This is a genomic window from Streptococcus sp. oral taxon 056 str. F0418 (assembly GCF_000220065.1).
GTDB lineage: Bacteria > Bacillota > Bacilli > Lactobacillales > Streptococcaceae > Streptococcus.
Genome location: NZ_AFQU01000001.1, coordinates 336,683 through 354,661, shown reverse-complemented (window position 1 = coordinate 354,661; position 17,979 = coordinate 336,683). Strand labels below are relative to the sequence as shown.

The following is a 17,979-nucleotide window of genomic DNA, read 5'->3' as shown; positions in this document are numbered from 1 at the left end:
GCAGAAGAACTGGGAGCTGATTTCTTTTGTTTATTGGACTTCATTGTGTTCATAATATAATAGTCGCTGTGATAATGCCCAGTACACCATCAATCAAGGTTAAGGTTTTTTAAAAAGCAGATAGGCCTTTTTGATGTGGCGCCCAGCTTTTCCAGCTTCCTGGTTTATCTTTATTAGTTTTCTTATTTTGACGAGAATCGTTGGTCATAATGTTTTTCAAACTCCTTTGCAAAAACTAAATATGAATTCAAGTTTATTTCGTATTTTCCATTATACGTCTTTTATTTTAAAAAGTCTTAAAAAATAAAAATTTTATTTCTGTAAACGCAGTCAGTAGTTTTTTTACCTAAAGGCAGAAGTTTGATGATAAGAGATGTCTGATTAAACTTTCAAAATAGTGAAAAGAATCTTGCTAAGGGAAAAGTAGTTTTTATCATAAAGTAAGGCTGGGCATTCATTGTCCCAGTCTCCTTTAAACAACCATAAAGAGTTTTAGCTTCTTTCTTCTTGGAGAACAGCTTGAGCAACGGCAAGTCTAGCTGCAGGAACTCTATATGGCGAACAGGAAACATAGGTAACGTTGATTTTATGGAAGAAAGAGATAGAAGCAGGATCACCGCCAACCTCACCACAAATACCAATGGATAGATTTGGTTTCACTTGACGAGCCTTGCTGATTGCAATTCTCATTAACTCACCGACACCATCCCTATCAATATTTTGGAAAGGATCGGATGAGAGAATGTCTTTCTTTTTATAATGGCTAATAAATTTTCCAATATCGTCTCGAGAGAAGCCATAGGTCATTTGAGTCAAGTCGTTGGTCCCAAAACTAAAGAAATCGGCTTCCTGAGCGAGCTTATCTGCAGTCAGACAAGCTCGTGGCAATTCAATCATAGTACCAATTTCGTATGGGAAGGGATCTTGTTCATAGTCTTGGAAGAGGCATTGGATATGTTCATTTAGATAAGATTTAACAAAGTCCACTTCTTTTTTATCTGCTATCAAGGGGATCATAATTTCTGGCTTGATTTTAAGTCCCTCTTGATGCAGCCTGATGGCACTTCTGAAAATAGCCTCGACTTGCATTTTGTAAATTTCTGGCTGAGTAATTCCCAGACGGCATCCCCGATGGCCTAGCATAGGGTTGCTTTCCTGTAAGCTTTCAATTTGGCGGGCCAACTTTTCTGGTGACTTGTGCAATTTTTCGGCTAAAAGCTTGATTTCCTGAGGATCCTTAGGAAAAAATTCATGCATTGGTGGATCTAAAAGGCGAATAATCATCGGTTTATCCTGAACTGCTCGGAACATTTGGTAGAAGTCTTCTTCTTGGAAATGTAAAAGCTGCTTGAGGGCTTTCTTAATCTCCTCCTCGTTGTCAGCGAGAATGAGGCGACGCATTTCTAGGATTCGGTCTTGACCAAAAAACATGTGTTCAGTACGTGCCAGTCCAACACCTTGAGCACCAAATTTTATAGCTGTTTCCAAATCTTTGACAGTCTCAGAATTTGCTCGAACTTTCAGACGAGCAACTTCATCAGCCCAAGAAAGCAGAAGCTGGAGGTCCTGATTATTTTCAACTAGGACAGTTGGTATTTCTCCACAATAAATGCGACCAGAACTACCATCAACAGAAATGATATCTCCTTCAGTAAGAGTGAGGCTTCCGCATGAGAGCGTTTTGCTTTCCTCACGAATAATTAGTTCACCACAGCCAGCGACACAGCAGGTTCCCATTCCTCTAGCGACAACTGCTGCATGAGAGGTCATACCACCTTGGCTGGTTACAATAGCCTGGCTGACTACCATTCCTTCGATATCTTCCGGAGAAGTTTCCTGTCTGACTAAAATAACCTTTCTTCCCAGATCATGTAGTTCTTTAGCTCGATCAGCTGTAAAGACTATTTCACCAGTAGCAGCTCCAGGACTGGCTGGAAAACCTTGTGCTATGAAAGGAGTTTTTTCCAATGCAGTATCTTCAAAAACAGGATGAATGAGTTGACTAATAGATGCAGGAGATACTCTTAAGAGGGCCTCGTTTTTACTGATAATACCTTGCTCTACTAAATCTAACGCAATTTTTAAAGAGGCTTTGGCTGTCCGTTTACCATTTCTAGTTTGTAAGATATAAAGCTTCCCTTTTTCAATAGTAAATTCAATGTCCTGCATGTCTTTATAGTGGTTTTCAAGAATACTAGCATAGTTTTTAAAGGCTTTATAAGCTTGGGGCTGAGCTTTTTCTAGGGCAGCAATAGGTTCTGGGGTCCGTATGCCAGCGACAACATCTTCACCTTGGGCATTCAGTAAAAATTCCCCGAATAATTCAGCTTCACCGTTAGCAGGGTTCCTAGTAAAACAGACTCCAGTTCCACTATTTTGATCACTATTTCCAAAAACCATGGCTTGAACGTTTACGGCTGTTCCTAAATCATGAGAAATATGATTTAAATCACGGTAAATTCTAGCCCGATTATTATTCCAGGACTTAAAAACAGCTCGAATAGCAGCAAAAAGCTGGTCTATCGGATTTTCTGGGAAATTCTGATTTTCATTATGGTAGAGTTCTTTATATTGCTTAACCAAGTCTTGGTGCTCGGCTATTGAGAATTCTTTAATACTTTTATTTTGATTTTTCTCAACGTTTTCTAATAAAGTATCAAAAAGTTCTTTAGGAATTCCATATACAACGTCTGCAAACATTTGAAGAAGACGTCGGTAACAGTTGTAGGCAAAGTCAGGATTAGTCTGTTCGGCTAATATTTGTGTCCGATGATCATTGAGCCCAAGATTCAAAATGGTATCCATCATTCCTGGCATGGAGAATTTTGCACCGCTACGAACGGAGACTAAAAGCAAGTCAGAGTTCTCTCCATTAAAAGATTTATTCGTTTTCCTCTCAAGAAGGGTAATCGCTTTCAAAACATGATCTTTTAAAGAGGAATCAAAGAAATCAGGATTTTCGAGAAACTTGTTACAGCTTTCTGTAGTAATGGTAAAACCGGGAGGAACAGGCAATCCCAAATTGCTCATCTCTGCTAAATTGGCTCCTTTTCCACCAAGGAGAGCTTTGTCATTCGCACTTCCTTCCTCGAAGGAATAAATCCATTTTGTCATATCTGCCTCCAAATTGATTTAATATGTGTCATATTAAAAGACAAGTACATTGTAATATACATCATATATACTTGTCAAATAAAAAACATGCAGGTTTTTTGTTGACATATTTAATTTTTTTGATATAATGTGTAACAAAAATGATGATTATATAATAACTTTTAATTTAAATATGCCAAGAATATCCATTATTTATTTTTATCATTTATTGAATACAGAAAGGTTTTATGTTAATTGAAATTAAGCGAACGACAAAAGAAAATTGTAGAAATTGTTAAAGTTCAGCAGCCTTTAAGCGGTGAGAAAATTTCGGAGCTACTGGATATTTCTCGGGCGACATTACGGTCAGATCTTTCCTTTCTAACCTTGGTTGGAATTTTAAAGGCTACTCCGAAAGTTGGTTACACGTATTCTGGCACTGATCTTGAAACACTTTTCTTTTTTGATACTTTTCGAAAAGAAGTAGCAGAGATTATGACTTCTCCGGTCTTGGTAAGCCATGATTCTTATATTCAGGATGCTATTATTACTCTCTTTATGTATGATGCAGATGTTCTCTATGTCATTGATGAAGAAAAGCTTCTCCTTGGCATTATGTCACGTAAAGATCTTCTGAGGGCTTCACTCAATTCTAATATCAATAGTACACCTGTAGCAGTTTGTATGACCAGGATGCCCCATATTAAAACATGCCACAAGAATATGAATATTTTAGAAGCTGCTGCCCTCCTTCAAGATTATGCTATAGATTCATTGCCAATAGTGGACGAGGAAGATGAACGTAAAATTTTAGGAAGTGTGACCAAGTCGGCCTTGTTGGATTATATTATTCAGCAAGCCCGAAGCGCTGAGGTGAATAGAGAAGAGGAATAAATATGAAAAAAGAAATGATTGTTTATAGTGTTTCAGATTCATTAGGTGGGACTTCCCAAAAGTTGCTGTCAGCAGTTACGGCTCAATATCCAGATATCATTTTTAATAACAGCTATCGTTTTCCTTTTATTAACAAGGAGGAGGAACTGTTAGATATTTTACGTGACGCTATCAAGGATGATGCCCTAGTTATTAGTACCTTGGTTGATGGCAAGCTAGCCTCTGTAGCTAGAGAGTTTAGTCAGGCTCATGGTCTGTCCTATTTGGATTTGATGAATCCATTTTTTGAAATTATCAAGGAAAAGACGGGTACTGACCCGATTGAAGTCCCTGGGACTCTTCATCGTTTAGATAGTGAGTACTTTAATAAAATTTCAGCTATTGAATTTGCGGTCAAGTATGATGACGGTAAAGCGCCACAAGGATTTTTAGATTCAGATATAGTTCTATTGGGTGTTTCCCGCACTTCGAAAACACCTCTTAGCATTTACTTAGCTAATAAAGGATATAAGGTTTCAAATCTTCCTTTAATCCCAGAAGTTCCTCTGCCTCAGGTTTTGGAAAAAGTTGATTCTCGCCGTTTAATTGGTCTTGTGTGTGAGCCAGAAAAACTAGCGAAAATTCGTAGTCATCGTTTGGACTCCTTGGGCTTGACCCAGGAAACCAGCTATACAGATCTGGAAAAAATTTATCAGGAATTGGACTACTCTAAAACCGTATTTAAAAAATGTGGAGCTCAGATCATTAATATGTCAGATAAATCAATTGAAGAGACGGCTTTCTTGATCGAGGAGCATTTAAAGAAACTGAACTAAGCGAATGAAGCATTAACTTTTTTTATAAATAGGTTAGAGCGTTGGAGGGCAGATATGGAGCAATATAAGCGTATTTTACTGAAAGAATTTGACTCTCGGCAAAAGGTTATCACAGAACTAACCAACCTTGAAGCAATTTTAAACCTTCCTAAAGGGACAGAGCTTTACATCAGTGATATTCATGGAGAATTCGAGGCTTTTGACTATATTTTAAGAAGCTGTGCTGGTATTCTTAATGAAAAAATTAAGGATTGCTTCGGGGATTCTTTATCACAAGATGATAAAAACAGACTATCAGCTTTGGTTTCCTATCCAGAACTTGTCTTGAAAGAAAGCAATAAAAGCAGAGACTGGTATAAGGACACCATCCCTCAGCTGTTAAGCTTACTGGCCTTTGCAGCATCCAAGTACAGTCGCTCCAAGCTTAGAAAGGCCTTGCCCCCTCAATATGCCTATATCATTGAAGAATTGGTTTATAGTGATACCGCTTTAGCGGATAAAAAATCTTACTTCGAAAATATTCTGTCTTATGTCATTGAGCTACGCGAAGCTGTTCCTTTTATTCTGGGGATATCTAGAAGTATCCGTCGCTTATTGATTGACCACTTGCATGTGGTGGGAGATATTTTTGATAGAGGGATTGGTAGTCCTCAAGTCATGGATGAACTCTTGCATTTTCATTCTTTAGACATTCAGTGGGGAAATCACGATATTATTTGGATGGGAGGCTTTTTCGGCTCTAAAGCCTGCATGCTCAATGCCTTGCGTATTGCAGCACGCTATGGTTATCTGTGGGATATCGAAAAGGCGTATGGCTTAAATCTTCGAGCCTTAACACTATTTGCGGATAGAATCTATAAGGCCAATCCTAAGTTTAGACCTATTCTGGGACATAGAGAAGACGATTTCACTGTTGAAGAAATTTTACAGTTGGAAAAGGTTCATCAAGCTCTTACCATAATACAGTTTAAGCTAGAAAGTCAATTAATAAAAAGACGCCCTGAGTTCCAGATGGAGGACCAGGTTACCTTGGATAAAATTGATTACTGGGAAGAATGTCTGACGATCGATGATAAAAAACATCCTTTGATTAATACTTGTTTTCAAACTATTGATCCAACAAATCCATCAGAATTAAGTCCAGAAGAAGCGCAAGCAGTTGACAGTATGTTGGCTTCCTTCCAAGGATCTCTCAAGCTGGCTGAACATATCAACCTGCTCATGAAAAAGGGTTCAATGTATAAGATTTACAACCAACATTTGCTCTTTCATGGCTGTATTCCTCTTGAACCTTCTGGAGAGTTTCAACCTCTTATGATTCATCAAGCGCATTATGTAGGAAGAGAATTGCTGGATTTCTTTGAATACCATATTCGCCAAGCAGCAAAGAATAAGGAAATCGGCGATGATTTTTCGACAGACTTAATTTGGTATTGTTGGAGAGGTAAATTGTCCCCTCTATTTGGAAAAGATAGGATGACCACTTTAGAACGTTATTTTATCGAGGATAAGGATACCCACAAGGAAGTGGAAAATTCTTATTTTTCTTATCGTAATTCTGAGAAAATATGTCAGTTGATTTTAGAAGAATTCGGCCTCTTTTCCCAGGAGTCTAGAATGGTCAACGGCCACACTCCAGTTAAAACAGGCAAGGGAGAATCTCCTATTCGTGGTGGTGGCTTGCTCTTCGTCATTGATGGCGGTTTGTGTGAAGCTTATCAAGAAAAGACTGGAACAGCAGGATATTCTTTGCTGAATAATTCTTACGGTTTTCAACTGGTAACCCACCAACCCTTCCAAAATGCCCAAAAGGTAGTAGAAGCACCTTTTGCCCAGACTTCTTTAAAGAAAGTTATTGAAAATGTTGAACAGCGAACTCTGATTAAATCCACTAGTATCGGTCAAATATTGATGGCTCAGCAACAAGAACTTTTTGCTCTGCTACATGAATTCTATGACTCTTAAAACTTGCCCTAGATTCTTCTTGAATTTAGGTTTTTTTCTTTCTTGTTCCAGCTTCTCTTTCATGTTACAATAAGAGTATTGAAATTTAGAGGAAAACACATGATTTATTTAGATAATTCAGCGACAACCAGGCCTTATCCTGAGGCTTTGGCCACTTACACAGAGGTGGCTTCTAAAATATGGGGAAATCCATCCAGTCTGCACAGTTTAGGCAATCAGGCAACCCGCCTTTTAGAAGCTTCACGCCGTCAAATAGCAGAGCTTTTAGGCAAGTCTTCGTCAGAGATTTTTTTACTTCTGGGGGGACAGAAGGGGACAACTGGGTGCTTAAGGGAGTTGCCTTTGAAAAGATTCCTTTTGGCAAACACATCATCGTATCAAGCATCGAGCATCCCGCTGTTAAAGAATCAGCCCTCTGGTTACAGAGTCAAGGATTTGAAATTGATTTTGCGCCAGTCGATAAGGCAGGTTTTGTTGATGTAGATGAGCTAGCAAATTTGATTCGTCCAGACACCACTTTGGTCTCTATCATGGCAGTCAATAATGAAATCGGCAGTCTTCAGCCTATCCAAAAAATATCAGAACTGTTAGCAGACAAGCCGACTATTTCCTTTCATGTGGATGCTGTACAGGCTGTTACGAAGATTCCGACAGCTTCTTATCTGACAGATCGTGTGGATTTTGCGACATTTTCCAGTCATAAATTTCACGGTGTCCGGGGAGTAGGATTTGTCTATATCAAGTCTGGCAAGAAAATCAGCCCGCTCTTGACTGGTGGCGGCCAGGAGTCGGATAAGCGCTCCACAACAGAAAATTTAGCTGGTATTGCAGCGACAGCCAAGGCTCTGCGTTTGTCCATGGAAAAGCAAGAAGCATTTGCCCAGCGGACGGCTCAGATGAAGCAAATTCTCCTTGAAGAGCTGCAGAAGTATCCAGATGTGGTGATTTTCTCAGATATAGAGGATTTTGCACCCCATATACTAACCTTTGGGATCAAGGGAGTGCGGGGTGAAGTCGTCGTCCATGCTTTTGAAGACTACGAGATCTATATCTCGACGACCAGCGCTTGCTCTTCTAAGGCAGGAAAGCCAGCAGGAACTCTCATCGCTATGGGTGTCGAAAAGTCTCTCGCTCAAACGGCCGTCCGTATCAGTTTGGATCTTGATAACGATATGAGTCAGATGGAGCAGTTTTTAACAACTTTTAAAATTATTTACGAAAAAACCAGAAAAGTAAGGTAAACAATGCAATATTCAGAAATTATGGTACGCTACGGTGAGCTGTCTACTAAGGGCAAGAACCGCATGCGCTTTATCAACAAACTCAAACGCAATATTCAGGCTGTCTTGTCAGTCTATCCGCAAGTCCATATCAAGGCGGATCGTGACCGTACCCATGTCTATCTACACGGTACAGACTATCAGCAGGTCGCTGAGTCGCTCAAGCAGATTTTTGGGATTCAGAATTTCTCGCCGTCTTACAAAGTAAAAAAATCTGTGCCTGCCCTAATCGAAGCTGTCCAATCTATCATGAAAGAAGTCTATCAAGAGGGCGTGACCTTTAAGATTACCAGCAAGCGCAGTGACCACAGCTTTGAATTGGATAGCCGTGAGCTTAACCAGACACTTGGGGATGCTGTTTTTAAGGCCATTCCAAATGTTCAGGTCAAGATGAAAGCGCCAGATATTGAGCTGCGTGTCGAGATCCGTGAAGAAGCGGCTTATATCTCTTATGAAACGATTCGTGGCGCTGGGGGCTTGCCAGTTGGCACTTCAGGCAAGGGCATGCTTATGCTGTCTGGTGGGATCGACTCACCAGTGGCGGGCTATTTGGCTCTCAAGCGCGGTGTGGATATCGAGGCTGTTCACTTTGCCAGTCCCCCTTACACTAGCCCAGGTGCTCTGAAAAAAGCTCAAGATTTGACGCGAAAATTGACTAAGTTTGGTGGCAATATTCAGTTTATCGAAGTGCCTTTTACTGAGATTCAAGAGGAAATCAAGGCTAAGGCTCCAGAAGCTTACCTGATGACCCTGACTCGTCGCTTTATGATGCGTATTACGGACCGGATCAGAGAAGAGCGGGGGGGCCAGATCATCATCAATGGAGAAAGTCTAGGTCAGGTTGCGAGTCAAACCATCGAAAGTATGCAGGCTATCAACGCTGTTACCAATACACCAGTTATCCGTCCTGTCGTGACGATGGACAAGCTGGAAATCATTGAGATTGCAGAGAAAATTGATACTTTCCAAATTTCTATCCAGCCATTTGAAGACTGCTGTACCATTTTTGCACCAGATCGACCTAAAACCAATCCAAAAATCAAGAATGCGGAGCAGTACGAAGCTAGACTAGATATTGAAGCATTGGTAGAGCGTGCAGTTGCGGGTATCATGATTACAGAAATCACTCCTCAAGCAGAGGCTGATGAAGTTGATGAGCTGATTGAGGGGCTTTTGTAAAAGCGAGAGAAGGTGACTTTTATGCTTGCTGTTTTTCTCTTAATTCCTTTTTTGCTGATTCGTTTTCCTTTATTGAGTCATTTCGGCAAAAACGCTTTGTCACGCGCAGCTTATTTTGCGCCAATGGAAGGAAATGAAAAAATTGCTTATGTGATATATCAGATTAGTAATCTTGGCTTGTTTTTGTTTTCCTGTTTAATTGGGATCAAGTTTGATTTCTCAGTTCTCTTTTATATGGGAGCGGCCATTTATCTACTTGGTTTGACTTTGTGTGCTATCAGTATGAGGGACTTCGCTAGATCACATGCAAACGGCATGAATACAAAGGGTCTTTATCGCTATTCCCGTAATCCCATGTATATGGCATATTTTATTTATTTTCTAGGCATAGCTTTGCTGACTCAGTCCCTCACTTTCTTTGTTATCCTTCTAATTTTTCAACTATCAGGACATTTTATTATCCTTGCTGAGGAAAGATGGTGTTTGGCTCATTTCGGAAATTCTTATCAAAATTATAAAAAGCAAGTAAGACGCTATTTTTAAATTCTTTGAGTGGATTATTTACTTGATAAGATGGTGAATATCTAAAAAATTGTAAAGACGATTTTTCAAAAATACAGGAAGGAATTTGCATGGGAGACTGGAATTCGTTTTTAAGGGGACTGTTATCTGCATTTTCTTGGAGAGATGGGCAAGATAATGCCCTGCTATTTGGCAAGCCTAGTTGGACTTATATATTAGGATTGTCTGTCCATTTTTTGATTTTCTTGTTTCTGTACTTTCTCATTTTTTTAGTATTTATAAAAAGAGAAAAGAAAACAGAGTTAGTAAGAATATTTTTAGAGAAATATGGGATAACATGCGTCAAAAAGGAGTTATTAAATCCTTTTTGGGTATGATCATCGGATTACCTATTGTATTTTTAGTTTTTCCCGCATATGAAGGTTATCGTATTGTGAACGGTATTTGGCGCTATCATTATTTTACAAATCAAACAACAGAGGTTAAAAATGGGATATTGATTGATGTGGATACGTATGTTGGTGGAAGAAAATCTACTTATTCACGCACAACTCTTACTATTATCACCGAAGGAAGAAAAAGAGAAGTAAATATATCAGATAGTAATAAAAGCCTTGCCAGATCAGCTAAAAAACACTTGAAACCTCCACTTTTTATTGAGGTTCATGTGAACAAACAAGGAAATATTGTCTACTTGGACTAATTGGACGAGAGAAAGTGCTTATCTAGTTGAAAATTCACTTTTATTGCACTAAAACACTTGTAAAAACTAGGAAGAAGTGCTATACTAAGAATGTTGACTATGCACGTTCCTGTGCAACCGCACGAACATCGTTGCTCACATAATGAGTATAAAGTGGTTCGTCCCACGATGCTAGGCGAGTCTTCACAAAAATAGGGGAAACCCCAAAAAATCATAGGAGGTGCATAATGAGCACATATGCAATCATTAAAACTGGCGGAAAACAAGTTAAAGTTGAAGTTGGTCAAGCAATCTACGTTGAAAAATTGAACGTTGAAGCTGGTCAAGATGTTACTTTTGACGAAGTTGTTCTTGTTGGTGGTGAAAAAACTGTTGTCGGAACTCCACTTGTTGCCGGAGCTACTGTTGTCGGAACTGTTGAAAAACAAGGTAAACAAAAGAAAGTTGTTACTTTCAAATACAAACCTAAAAAAGGCAGTCACCGTAAACAAGGTCACCGTCAACCATACACTAAAGTTGTCATCAACGCTATTAACGCTTAATTTTTAGGAGAACGCATGATACACGCAGTATTTGAGAGAGCTGAAGATGGCGAGCTAAGGCGTGCAGAGATTACTGGACATGCTGAAAGCGGCGAATACGGCTTCGATGTCGTGTGTGCATCGGTTTCAACGCTTGCCATAAATTTTGTCAATTCGGTTGAAAAATTTGCAGGCTATGAACCAACCTTAGAATTAAATGAAGATCAAGGTGGATTCTTACGGGTTGAAGTCCCAAAAGATATCGCACCGAATCAGAGAGAAATGACTCAGCTTTTCTTTGAATCATTTTTCTTAGGAATGGCAAACTTATCGGAGGACTCATCAGAGTTCGTCCAAACAAGAGTTATCACAGAAAACTAACACGGAGGAAAAACATTATGTTAAAAATGAATCTTGCTAACTTGCAATTATTCGCCCACAAAAAAGGTGGAGGTTCTACATCTAACGGACGTGATTCACAAGCGAAACGTCTCGGAGCTAAAGCAGCTGACGGTCAAACTGTTACAGGTGGCTCAATCCTTTACCGCCAACGTGGAACTCACATCTATCCAGGTGTAAACGTTGGTCGCGGTGGAGACGATACTTTGTTTGCGAAGGTTGAAGGCGTAGTACGCTTTGAACGTAAAGGTCGCGATAAAAAACAAGTTTCTGTTTACCCAATCGCTAAATAAGGTTATAAAACCAATAAATAAAAGGCTTTCTGATAGATCAGAGAGCCTTTTGTTTTAAAAAGCAAGATGATGGAGAAATCGATTCCTTGACTTTATAGTAGTGAAATGATTGAATAGTTTTTATAAAAAATAAATCGGAGGGTATATGTTTCATTTTTTTACAAAAGTTGAAAGTATGTCAACAGCAGAATTAGAGAAGAGGTCGAAGACAAATATTAAGTTGCTGGATGTTCGGACACCCGCAGAATATAATGGAGGACACATTGAGGGGGCCCAGAATATTCCTTTGGGTCAAATCGGTCATTACTCACAGTCAAAGGAAGAGAAACTTTATGTGATTTGTCACTCAGGCGTTCGTAGTAGATTAGCAGCGGCAAAGCTTAGAAAAAAAGGCTATGATGTTGTTAACATCTCTGGGGGAATGAGGACCTGGACAGGAAAACTTATATAAAAAGAAAAAACTCTTTGCCATTAAGCTAGAGTAGGCAAAGAGAGGAAGTGCTTATTTAACAGTTGTTGGTATGATGTCTTTCGTTTTACCAGAGTGAGCAATGACACGGTATTCGTTTGGGCTTGCTTCATAGCTGAAAGCGATGGTTGTCGTATCGTCTGGTAATTTTTGAGCAATATCAGCGATGGTTTGGCGGAAACCTTGTAAGATTTGCTTGTCTTCCTCAGTGGCTGTTTTATTATCAAAAGCAGCCATCATTTCTTTAGTTCCAGCAGCTGTATCCCCTTTGATAGAGGCTGTAATGACGGTATGCCCATTTGGAAAGGCTTCGTCTTTAACATCTTTATCTACTTTGATGTTGAAGTCTTTAGAGTTTCCATTTGGGTCAAAAATAGATTTCAACTCATTAATCACATCTTCCTGAGAAGTGCTAGCTGATTTAGTTTTTTTGGTCGTTGTTGCTGAAGAGCTATTTTCTTTGGCAGAAGTATTTCCGCTATTAGAAGTGGTAGAGCATGCTGCTAACATGACTAGGGAGAGAGTGATAAAGCTATAAAGTGAAATTTTTTTCATTGATTCCTCCAGGCTGTGCTATTAAAATTCGTTTAAATTTATACCCCTAAATGTATTAGGAGATGAAATGTAATTTTATTTTATACAACCGAATATCAATCGTCAAGCGGATTTGGGCAACTTGAGTAAAAAATCATAAAAAGGATATAGGAACTACAGACTGGAATAGAAAAAAAGTAGATGCTTATCTTTTAAAATGATAAGCGTCTACTTTTCAGTTTAAAATATGCTTCTCAATAGCGACGGCAACACCATGTTCATCATTGGAGCAAGTGACATCGTCTGCTAGATTTTTGACATGGTCTGAAGCATTTCCCATCGCAATACCTAGGCCAGCAAATTCTAGCATTTCGATATCATTATTTGCATCCCCCATAGCCATGATTTCCTGAGGCGATATTTTTAGTTTTTTAGCTAATCGTTCTAAGGCAAAGGCCTTAGTCACACCTGATGGCATAGCTTCGTAGATGACGGGCTGTGATCGTACACCACTAAATCGTTGACAAATATCTTTAGAAAATCTTGCTTCAAACGAGTCAACAGCCTCTTTTTCACCCAAAAACATAGCCTGAAACATGATATGCTTTCCGCTAAGTGCTTCGTCTAGACTAATTTCAACTGGATTAGTAAAGACGTAAGTTGCATCACGCTCTACCATATCACTAGGTTTTTCCCCAACAACAAAGTAATGTTTTTCGTCAAAGAGAGTAAGTTGAATCGAGGAGTTTAAGGTTAATTCATAGAGGTAGCGTATGTCTTCCTTTGTAAGTGCAACCCAGTCAATGACAGACCAATCACTAGTCTGGTGAATTGCACAGCCATTGTCTACGATGACGTATTCATTTTCCTGTGTGAGACCTAGCTGTTCAAAATATGGTTGAACTCCAAAAGGTGGACGACCAGTGCAAAGAACGAGTTTGACACCGGCTTTTATAGCTTTGTGAATGGCAGCAATATTTTCTTGAGAAATCTTCTTTTCAGAATTTAACAGAGTTCCATCCATATCAAGAGCCAGTAATTTTATCATTGTTATTCTCCCATTTTGTACTGGGTCTAGTATAGCATAATTTACAGATAAAATCTGGCTTTATAGCAAAATGACTGCCTCTTATGGTATAATAAATAGAATACCCTAGAAGGATGAGAAAAATGAATGTAGAAGATTTAAAAAGACGTCAAGAGAAAATTCGTAATTTCTCCATCATTGCCCACATTGACCATGGGAAGTCAACCTTAGCTGACCGAATTTTGGAGGCAACGGAGACGGTTTCCAGCCGAGAAATGCAGGCTCAACTCTTGGACAGCATGGACTTGGAGCGGGAGCGTGGCATTACTATCAAACTAAATGCTATCGAGCTTAATTACACAGCTAAAGATGGTGAAACATACATCTTTCACCTGATTGATACACCAGGACACGTAGACTTCACTTATGAGGTTTCGCGCTCACTTGCAGCTTGTGAAGGGGCTATTTTGGTTGTGGATGCGGCTCAAGGCATCGAGGCTCAAACCTTGGCTAATGTTTATCTAGCGCTGGATAATGACTTAGAAATCCTGCCCGTTATCAATAAAATTGACCTGCCAGCTGCGGATCCAGAGCGGGTGCGGGTAGAGATTGAAGATGTGATTGGGCTGGATGCTAGCGAAGCAGTACTGGCTTCTGCCAAGGCTGGTATCGGGATTGAAGAAATTCTGGAACAAATAGTGGAAAAAGTTCCTGCTCCTACTGGAAATGTAGAAGCTCCACTACAGGCTTTGATTTTTGATTCAGTTTATGATGCTTATCGTGGCGTTATTTTACAAGTACGTGTAGTAAATGGTGTAGTAAAACCTGGGGACACTATTCAGCTCATGAGCAATGGCAAGACTTTTGATGTGACCGAGGTAGGAATCTTTACTCCAAAGGCCATTGGTCGCGATTTCCTAGCGACAGGGGATGTTGGCTACATCGCTGCCTCTATCAAGACAGTGCAGGATACTCGAGTCGGAGATACTGTAACCTTAGCTGACAATCCAGCTGCAGAACCTCTGCATGGCTACAAACAAATGAACCCAATGGTTTTTGCAGGTCTCTATCCTATCGAATCTAATAAATACAATGACTTACGTGAAGCACTCGAAAAGCTCCAGTTAAACGACGCTAGTCTGCAGTTTGAACCTGAAACATCTCAGGCATTAGGATTTGGTTTCCGCTGTGGCTTCTTGGGCCTGCTACATATGGATGTCATTCAGGAGCGTTTAGAGCGGGAGTTTAATATTGATCTAATCATGACGGCTCCGTCTGTTATCTATAAGGTTAATCTGACAGATGGTGAAGCCATTGATGTCTCTAATCCGAGTGAGTTTCCGGATCCTACCAAGATTGACTCTATTGAGGAGCCTTATGTCAAGGCGCAGATTATGGTGCCACAGGAATTTGTCGGAGCGGTGATGGAGTTGGCTCAGCGCAAGCGCGGCGACTTTGTGACCATGGACTATATCGATGATAATCGGGTCAATGTCATCTATCAAATTCCGCTTGCTGAAATTGTCTTTGACTTCTTTGACAAGCTCAAGTCCTCTACTCGTGGCTATGCTAGCTTTGATTATGAAATCTCTGAGTACTGTTCGTCTAAGCTTGTTAAGATGGATATTCTCCTAAATGGCGACAAGGTTGATGCACTCAGCTTTATCGTTCACAAGGAATTTGCCTATGAGCGTGGTAAGCTAATTGTGGATAAGCTTAAGAAAATCATTCCTCGTCAGCAGTTTGAAGTACCCATTCAGGCCGCTATCGGTCAGAAAATCGTGGCTCGGACAGACATCAAAGCCCTGCGTAAGAATGTCTTAGCCAAGTGTTATGGTGGTGACGTTTCTCGGAAGCGTAAGCTCCTAGAAAAGCAAAAGGCCGGTAAAAAACGGATGAAAGCGATCGGCTCTGTTGAAGTTCCACAAGAAGCCTTCCTCAGCGTCCTAAGTATGGATGATGAATAGAGAACGAAAAAATATGTTTCAGATAGCAAACGTTTTTTAGGGAGCGATTTATTTGGGAGTTTAATACGTTTTTTAGACTCTGGAAAGTTTTTGCGATGAAGGGCTCTGTGCTCTCAAGAGTCACTTTGTTTGTTGAGCTATCTTATGGCAATAAATGCTGAAATAGATTAGTAATTTTGGCCTCTACAGAAATAGAGTATTATGGCTGTCAAGGTTGTTAGAAACATAAAGATGATATGAAGAGGCTGGGACAAAAGTCCTAGCCTCTCAATTGTCTTTGGATTGTCGAGCAAGACGCAGTGGTTGAGTGGGCTCTACTACGCTGATTTCATCAGCTTTTACAGCCCAATTCAACTGTGCGGAGGTGGGACGACGAAATCGAATTCTAACGAATTACCGATTTCTGTCCCACTCTCTTTTTGTGCTATAATATGATGTATTGTAAAGTATAGAAAGAGAAAGAAACGAATATGTCTCAAGAAATCGACCTTGAAAAATACCACCAACTGGCCCTGCAAAAGCAGAAAGAGCATCGAAAGTTTCTGGCTAGCTTGAAGAAAAAGCCACCCAAAAATCTCGATAAGATTGCTCAGCAAATCCATGATGAGGTCTTTGAGGAGATTGACTGTACAGCCTGCGCCAATTGCTGTAAGACGCTGGGGCCAGACTTTAAGGAAGCCGATATTGTCCGTATTGCCAAGTATTTCAAGATGAAGCTGCCGGCTTTTGAAGAGGAGTTTCTGCAAGTGGACGAAGATGGTGACAAGGTCTTCAAGGCGATGCCTTGTCCTTTTTTAGGGGGAGATAATCTCTGCTCGATCTACGATGTCCGTCCCAAGGCCTGCCGCGAGTTCCCTCATACAGACCGCAAGAAGATTTATCAGATTAATCATCTGACAATCAAAAATACCCTGACCTGTCCAGCGGCTTATCTCTTTGTGGAGAAACTGCGGGATAGGTTGTAACATCCCCCTCTAAATCTTGTACAAAAATTCTAGGGCGGAAGTATCTTTGATCTGTTAGACTATAGTTAGAATTGAACATGACCTAAAAACCATGTGAAAAAGATAAAATTTTTTCGGAGCAGGAGTCCCTCCGTCAATTTTCCTATTTTCACTTTGCTTTTAACGGCCTTAGTATCTTTTATGAGGTGAAAAAGAATATGATGCATCAATTCAATCGAACCATGGAATATCTGGAAAGTAAGTTGGACGCAGAAGTGGATGCAGAAATTCCAGCAGCTATCGGGCTATTCTTATGCTCTCTTCAGCAGGCTCTTTTCCATCCTAGCAGATATGACTTTAGCAGAATACTTGCGCAATCGCAGGCTGTCTGAAGCTGTGACGGACTTGCGGGAAAGCTCTGAGAAAGTCATTGATATAGCACTAAAATACGGCTATGAGTCTTCGGATGCCTTCAGCGCAGCCTTTAAGAAATTCCATGGTTCGACCCCCTCAGAAGTTCGAAATGGAGAACCTTATCGCGTCTTTCCTAAACTTCAATTATCCTTAAAGATTACAGGAGGAAAGAACATGGATATCAAGATTCAAAAGAAACCTGCTTTTACCGTAGCAGGCGTCCTATTGGAAACTATTGAAAATAGCCAGTGCCCGTTCGCCTGGGAGCAGCTCTATGCAAATCACAGCTTTGAAAGCTTAGAAAGTCTGGGCAGTGGTCAATCCTTTGGCGTCTGCTCGGATGTCAAAGAAGGCGAAATAATCAACTATATGGCCGCTTATGATGTCGCAGATAAAGCGAAAGCAGAAGAACTAGGTCTGTCAATCAAAGAAATCGCAGAAGCTGAATATGCCATCGTACCAGTCAAGGGGCCTATACCAGCCAGCATCCACCATGCTTGGAAATATGTCTTGGAAGTCTTTTTCCCAGAAACTGGCTATCGCCACTCGGGAGCACCAGACTTTGAAGTTTACACCGAGGGTGATATGTACTTTCCAGATTATCAAATGGAACTCTGGATACCAGTGGTGAAATAGATTAGAAATCAGCCGTTCTTTTTTGAGGGGCTGATTTTTTTGCATTGTGGTATAATGTCCGCACTTTACTTAGCAGTTCTAATTTTATATATAGATTGAGTCTCAGATCGCTCTTTTAAATATCAGCAATACATATGACTTTGAATAACTCGCTTCAACTCATCATTTTATGGGTAATTTAAAAATATATTTTGCAATGATTGTTTCATGCCTAATTAGGTAAATTAGCCATTCTTCGAGCGGTCGTATTTATATTTTCATCGTTTGAGGGAAGATCTTACCGTTTGCAAATTGATGGTTAAGTCGATATATTTTTCCTTCTCA

At 40.0% G+C, this 17,979-nt stretch carries 15 protein-coding genes, 2 pseudogenes and 1 other annotated feature; of the genes and pseudogenes, 14 read left to right on the top strand and 3 right to left on the bottom strand.

Annotated elements, in window-relative coordinates; all coding sequences use genetic code 11:
- Nucleotides 1–492: 492 nt before the first annotated feature.
- Entirely contained in the window at nucleotides 493–3,114 is a 2,622-nt protein-coding gene (gene ppdK, locus HMPREF9182_RS01800) for a pyruvate, phosphate dikinase (RefSeq protein ID WP_009754964.1), read from the bottom strand.
- Between the two features lie 234 nt (nucleotides 3,115–3,348).
- On the opposite strand from ppdK, the gene HMPREF9182_RS01795 reads away from it, so the two are divergent.
- The 11 genes and pseudogenes from HMPREF9182_RS01795 (at nucleotide 3,349) to HMPREF9182_RS01745 (ending at nucleotide 12,115) form a co-directional block, all read left to right on the top strand.
- Nucleotides 3,349–3,987, top strand: coding sequence for a CBS domain-containing protein (locus HMPREF9182_RS01795; protein ID WP_009754427.1), 639 nt, complete (start codon nucleotides 3,349–3,351; stop codon nucleotides 3,985–3,987).
- A 2-nt stretch (nucleotides 3,988–3,989) separates the two neighbouring features.
- Nucleotides 3,990–4,802 (top strand): pyruvate, water dikinase regulatory protein, encoded by an 813-nt coding sequence (locus HMPREF9182_RS01790; RefSeq protein WP_009754758.1) that lies wholly within the window; start codon nucleotides 3,990–3,992, stop codon nucleotides 4,800–4,802.
- A gap of 54 nt (nucleotides 4,803–4,856) precedes the next feature.
- Nucleotides 4,857–6,767, top strand: a complete 1,911-nt coding sequence (locus HMPREF9182_RS01785) for a fructose-1,6-bisphosphatase (RefSeq protein WP_009443751.1) — start codon at nucleotides 4,857–4,859, stop codon at nucleotides 6,765–6,767.
- Nucleotides 6,768–6,866: 99 nt separating this feature from the next.
- Nucleotides 6,867–7,900 (top strand): annotated as a pseudogene (locus tag HMPREF9182_RS01780) (cysteine desulfurase family protein); the annotation flags it as partial.
- Nucleotides 7,901–8,011: 111 nt separating this feature from the next.
- Entirely contained in the window at nucleotides 8,012–9,226 is a 1,215-nt protein-coding gene (gene thiI, locus HMPREF9182_RS01775) for a tRNA uracil 4-sulfurtransferase ThiI (protein WP_009754537.1), read from the top strand.
- 21 nt (nucleotides 9,227–9,247) lie between these two features.
- A complete protein-coding gene (locus HMPREF9182_RS01770) occupies nucleotides 9,248–9,769 on the top strand; it encodes a methyltransferase family protein (RefSeq protein WP_009443537.1) in 522 nt (173 codons plus the stop codon).
- A 181-nt stretch (nucleotides 9,770–9,950) separates the two neighbouring features.
- Entirely contained in the window at nucleotides 9,951–10,451 is a 501-nt protein-coding gene (locus HMPREF9182_RS01765; RefSeq protein WP_255263258.1) for a hypothetical protein, read from the top strand.
- Nucleotides 10,452–10,556: 105 nt separating this feature from the next.
- Nucleotides 10,557–10,644: a sequence feature (ribosomal protein L21 leader region), on the top strand.
- 34 nt (nucleotides 10,645–10,678) lie between these two features.
- The gene (gene rplU / locus HMPREF9182_RS01760; RefSeq protein ID WP_009754237.1) at nucleotides 10,679–10,993 is read left to right on the top strand and encodes a 50S ribosomal protein L21; all 315 of its coding nucleotides are present in this window, start codon (nucleotides 10,679–10,681) and stop codon (nucleotides 10,991–10,993) included.
- Between the two features lie 15 nt (nucleotides 10,994–11,008).
- Complete coding sequence (locus tag HMPREF9182_RS01755; protein ID WP_009754533.1) at nucleotides 11,009–11,353, top strand: ribosomal-processing cysteine protease Prp; 345 nt, start codon at nucleotides 11,009–11,011, stop codon at nucleotides 11,351–11,353.
- A gap of 17 nt (nucleotides 11,354–11,370) precedes the next feature.
- Nucleotides 11,371–11,664 carry a 50S ribosomal protein L27 gene (gene rpmA / locus HMPREF9182_RS01750; RefSeq protein WP_003032879.1) on the top strand — a complete coding sequence of 98 codons (294 nt, stop codon included), beginning with the start codon at nucleotides 11,371–11,373 and terminating at the stop codon, nucleotides 11,662–11,664.
- A 145-nt stretch (nucleotides 11,665–11,809) separates the two neighbouring features.
- Nucleotides 11,810–12,115: a rhodanese-like domain-containing protein gene (locus HMPREF9182_RS01745; RefSeq protein WP_009443061.1), complete on the top strand. Its 306-nt coding sequence runs from the start codon at nucleotides 11,810–11,812 to the stop codon at nucleotides 12,113–12,115.
- Nucleotides 12,116–12,166: 51 nt separating this feature from the next.
- Here HMPREF9182_RS01745 and HMPREF9182_RS01740 read toward each other — a convergent pair whose 3' ends face one another.
- Nucleotides 12,167–12,688 (bottom strand): hypothetical protein, encoded by a 522-nt coding sequence (locus HMPREF9182_RS01740; protein ID WP_009755132.1) that lies wholly within the window; start codon nucleotides 12,686–12,688, stop codon nucleotides 12,167–12,169.
- A 214-nt stretch (nucleotides 12,689–12,902) separates the two neighbouring features.
- Nucleotides 12,903–13,715, bottom strand: a complete 813-nt coding sequence (locus tag HMPREF9182_RS01735) for a Cof-type HAD-IIB family hydrolase (RefSeq protein ID WP_009443129.1) — start codon at nucleotides 13,713–13,715, stop codon at nucleotides 12,903–12,905.
- Between the two features lie 122 nt (nucleotides 13,716–13,837).
- Between HMPREF9182_RS01735 and lepA the strand changes: the two genes are divergently transcribed.
- From lepA to HMPREF9182_RS01720, 3 genes and pseudogenes are all read left to right on the top strand, one after another.
- On the top strand, nucleotides 13,838–15,661 hold the full coding sequence (gene lepA / locus HMPREF9182_RS01730; RefSeq protein WP_009754828.1) for a translation elongation factor 4: 1,824 nt from the start codon (nucleotides 13,838–13,840) through the stop codon (nucleotides 15,659–15,661).
- A gap of 470 nt (nucleotides 15,662–16,131) precedes the next feature.
- Complete coding sequence (locus HMPREF9182_RS01725; protein WP_009443869.1) at nucleotides 16,132–16,626, top strand: YkgJ family cysteine cluster protein; 495 nt, start codon at nucleotides 16,132–16,134, stop codon at nucleotides 16,624–16,626.
- 197 nt (nucleotides 16,627–16,823) lie between these two features.
- Nucleotides 16,824–17,655, top strand: a pseudogene (locus HMPREF9182_RS01720) (AraC family transcriptional regulator).
- Nucleotides 17,656–17,979: the final 324 nt, after the last annotated feature.

What these genes read in the sequence shown, in the direction of transcription:
- ppdK (WP_009754964.1), bottom strand. Translation starts at nt 3,114, where the DNA reads ATGACAAAATGGATTTATTCCTTCGAGGAAGGAAGTGCGAATGACAAA.
- HMPREF9182_RS01790 (WP_009754758.1), top strand. Translation starts at nt 3,990, where the DNA reads ATGAAAAAAGAAATGATTGTTTATAGTGTTTCAGATTCATTAGGTGGG.
- HMPREF9182_RS01785 (WP_009443751.1), top strand. Translation starts at nt 4,857, where the DNA reads ATGGAGCAATATAAGCGTATTTTACTGAAAGAATTTGACTCTCGGCAA.
- thiI (WP_009754537.1), top strand. Translation starts at nt 8,012, where the DNA reads ATGCAATATTCAGAAATTATGGTACGCTACGGTGAGCTGTCTACTAAG.
- HMPREF9182_RS01770 (WP_009443537.1), top strand. Translation starts at nt 9,248, where the DNA reads ATGCTTGCTGTTTTTCTCTTAATTCCTTTTTTGCTGATTCGTTTTCCT.
- rplU (WP_009754237.1), top strand. Translation starts at nt 10,679, where the DNA reads ATGAGCACATATGCAATCATTAAAACTGGCGGAAAACAAGTTAAAGTT.
- HMPREF9182_RS01755 (WP_009754533.1), top strand. Translation starts at nt 11,009, where the DNA reads ATGATACACGCAGTATTTGAGAGAGCTGAAGATGGCGAGCTAAGGCGT.
- rpmA (WP_003032879.1), top strand. Translation starts at nt 11,371, where the DNA reads ATGTTAAAAATGAATCTTGCTAACTTGCAATTATTCGCCCACAAAAAA.
- HMPREF9182_RS01745 (WP_009443061.1), top strand. Translation starts at nt 11,810, where the DNA reads ATGTTTCATTTTTTTACAAAAGTTGAAAGTATGTCAACAGCAGAATTA.
- HMPREF9182_RS01740 (WP_009755132.1), bottom strand. Translation starts at nt 12,688, where the DNA reads ATGAAAAAAATTTCACTTTATAGCTTTATCACTCTCTCCCTAGTCATG.
- HMPREF9182_RS01735 (WP_009443129.1), bottom strand. Translation starts at nt 13,715, where the DNA reads ATGATAAAATTACTGGCTCTTGATATGGATGGAACTCTGTTAAATTCT.
- lepA (WP_009754828.1), top strand. Translation starts at nt 13,838, where the DNA reads ATGAATGTAGAAGATTTAAAAAGACGTCAAGAGAAAATTCGTAATTTC.
- HMPREF9182_RS01725 (WP_009443869.1), top strand. Translation starts at nt 16,132, where the DNA reads ATGTCTCAAGAAATCGACCTTGAAAAATACCACCAACTGGCCCTGCAA.